Source organism: Mesorhizobium sp. M7A.F.Ca.US.002.01.1.1, assembly GCF_004022955.1.
GTDB classification, from domain to species: Bacteria; Pseudomonadota; Alphaproteobacteria; order Rhizobiales; family Rhizobiaceae; genus Mesorhizobium; species Mesorhizobium ciceri.
The window spans coordinates 1-3,055 of the sequence record NZ_RZQE01000597.1 but is presented as its reverse complement, the minus strand read 5'-3'; the positions used below and the strand labels follow the sequence as shown (position 1 = coordinate 3,055).

Below are 3,055 nucleotides of genomic sequence, written 5' to 3'. Positions count from 1 at the left end.
GTGGGTCTGCTGGAAAATGTACCGCGAGCTGCGCACGTCACATGCCGATGAGCTGGAAGCGACCGAGGCGCTGTCGAATTCGGACCTCAACAGTGACCAGGCAGTCGCCGGCAAGTCGAAGCGCAAGACCCTTGGCCAGGCTGCCTTGCAGATTGTCGTCGCCGATGTGTCGATGTCGCTCGACAACGTGCTGGCGGTGGCTGGAGCGGCGCGTGATCATTTTCCGGTGCTGGTCATCGGCCTTGTGCTGTCGATCGCGCTCATGGGGCTGGCTGCGACCTTCATTGCCAAGCTGCTGCATCGCCACCGCTGGATCGCCTATGTCGGCCTGCTGATCATACTCTATGTCGCGCTGGACATGGTCTATCGTGGCGCCGTGGAGGTCTGGCCACATGTGAACAACGTGGTCGGCTGAAGCTGGCGGACATCCGCGTCTTCACTCCGTCGAAGCAAGACCGCCGTGCGTTTTGCCGCATCGCGGGCCTGCCCATACCAATGCCGCAATAAGTGTGGTACTGCGCCGGCAATCCTGAAAAGCCCGGAAACCCTCTATGTCCGCTCCCCGCGTGAGTTTTGTCAGTCTTGGATGCCCGAAGGCCCTCGTGGATTCGGAGCGCATCATCACGCGCCTGCGCGCCGAAGGTTACGAAATCGCACGCAAGCATGACGGCGCCGACCTCGTCGTCGTCAACACCTGCGGTTTTCTCGATTCCGCCCGAGACGAGTCGCTCAACGCCATCGGCTCCGCGCTTTCGGAAAACGGCCGAGTGATCGTCACCGGTTGCCTGGGCGCCGAGCCGGACGTCATTCGCGAAAAGCACCCGAATGTGCTGGCGATCACCGGGCCGCAGGCCTATGAGAGCGTGATGGCCGCGGTGCATGAGGCCGCACCGCCTTCGCACGATCCCTATATCGATCTCCTGCCGCCGCAGGGTGTCAAGCTGACGCCGCGCCACTACGCCTATCTCAAGATTTCCGAAGGCTGCAACAACCGCTGCACCTTCTGCATCATTCCCGCACTGCGTGGTGACCTCGTCTCGCGGCCGGCGGCAGATGTGCTGCGTGAGGCTGAGAAACTGGCCAAGGCTGGCGTCAAGGAACTTCTGGTCATCTCGCAGGACACCAGCGCCTACGGCATCGACATCAAGTACCAGACGTCGATGTTCGGCGACCGTGAAGTGCGCGCAAAATTCCTCGATCTTTCGGAGGAACTGGGCAAGCTCGGCATCTGGGTGCGCATGCACTATGTCTACCCCTACCCGCATGTCGCCGACGTCATCCCGCTGATGGCGGAGGGCAAGATCCTCCCTTACCTGGATATCCCGTTCCAGCATGCCTCGCCGCAGGTGTTGAAGAACATGCGCCGGCCCGCGCATGGCGAAAAGACGCTCGAGCGCATTCGCGGCTGGCGCGAGGTCTGTCCGGATCTGGCCATCCGCTCGACCTTCATCGTCGGCTTCCCCGGCGAGACGGATGACGATTTCGAGATGCTGCTCGACTGGCTCGATGAAGCCAAGATCGACCGCGCCGGCTGCTTCAAATACGAGCCGGTCCGCGGCGCCCGCTCCAACGATCTCGGTCTCGAACAGGTCCCGCAGGAAATCAAGGAGGCGCGCTGGCACCGCTTCATGCAGCGTCAGCAGAAGATTTCGGCGACACAGCTGGCCAGAAAAGTCGGCAAGCGCCTCCCGGTGCTGATCGACGAGGCGCATGGCACATCGGCACAGGGCCGCACCAAATACGACGCGCCCGAGATCGATGGCTCGGTGCACATCCAGTCGCGTCGTCCGCTGCGCCAAGGCGATATCGTCACCGTCAAGATCGACCGTGCCGACGCCTATGACCTCCATGGTTCGGCGGTCTGACGCCTCGTTCCGCGTAAATTTACTACATCTGGCGATAATCTAGGCCTCTTAACCCGCTCAGCCGCGATCCGCTCTATGGTTTGCCGACCGTAGATGCGGGAAATGCGGATGAACACCAGACCTGCGGAACAAAATTACATTGCGACGCTGGACCTGCTCAGGCTGGTCGCGGCGATGGCTGTCGTGTTCTTCCACTATTTCTTTCGCGGCGCGGCTGCCGAGGGCATTCTGGCTGAGGGTTATCCGCTTGCGGCACCGTTCGCCCTCTACGGCTATCTCGGCGTCAATCTGTTCTTCCTGATCAGCGGTTTCGTCATTGCCTGGTCGGCGGAAAACCGCAGTTGGGACCAGTTTGCGGTCGCGCGGTTCGTTCGCCTCTATCCGGGCTTCCTGCTCTGCATGACGATCACCTTCGCGATTGTCTTCCTTGCCGGGTCGCCGCTGCTTTCGGCCTCTTTCGTTCAGTATGCCGCCAATCTGTCGATGTTCGCGCCGGCGTTCGGCCAGCCCTTCATGGACGGCGTCTACTGGTCGATCGTTCTTGAACTGGTGTTCTACGGCTGGGTGACGCTGGCGCTGCTCACCGGGCTGTTTCAGAAACGCAAGCTGGAGCTGATCTTGATCTGGCTGGCGATCTCGGCCTTGAACGAGTTCTTCATCGGCAGCGGTGCCGCCAGGCTGCTGTTCATCACCGAGTTTGGACCGTTCTTCGCCGCCGGCGTGCTGGTCCACCACCTGCATGCGCATGGCCGTTCACTGCCTGCAATGCTGCTGCTTGCCGCCGCGTTCCTGATCTCCTGCGGCACGCTGTCGGTGACGCAGCACTGGATGCTTGGCCACTACGGCATTGCCGTTTCGTCGGCCAATCTGGTCATCGCCAACGTCGTCATGCACGCGGCCTTGATCGGTGCGGTGCTGCTGCGCGGCCGTATCAGGGCGTCGGGGCTCACCCTGGCGCTGGGCGGGCTGACCTATCCGCTCTATTTGCTGCACCAGGACATCGGCTATCTCGTCATCAATGCGGCAACGCCCCTTATCGGCAAATGGTTTGCCGCCTTTGGCTGCGGCGCACTTATGCTTTTCGTTTCGTGGGCAATCTGGCGCGCCTGCGAACGACCCGCACAGCGGTTGCTGAGGATTTGGCTCGGCCGCGCGGTCGATGCTGGCCTGGCACGGTTTCGTCGCGTCTC

General features: G+C 61.8%; 2 protein-coding genes and 1 pseudogene. All 3 read left to right on the top strand.

Annotated elements, in window-relative coordinates; genetic code table 11:
• Positions 1–415: pseudogene (locus EN932_RS32595) on the top strand (TerC family protein); the annotation flags it as partial.
• 136 nt (positions 416–551) lie between these two features.
• Positions 552–1,865, top strand: a complete 1,314-nt coding sequence (gene rimO, locus EN932_RS32590; protein WP_127385136.1) for a 30S ribosomal protein S12 methylthiotransferase RimO — start codon at positions 552–554, stop codon at positions 1,863–1,865.
• Positions 1,866–1,973: 108 nt separating this feature from the next.
• Positions 1,974–3,055, top strand: a 1,082-nt coding sequence (locus EN932_RS32585; RefSeq protein WP_164890744.1) for an acyltransferase, incomplete at its 3' end; no start/stop codon positions are given.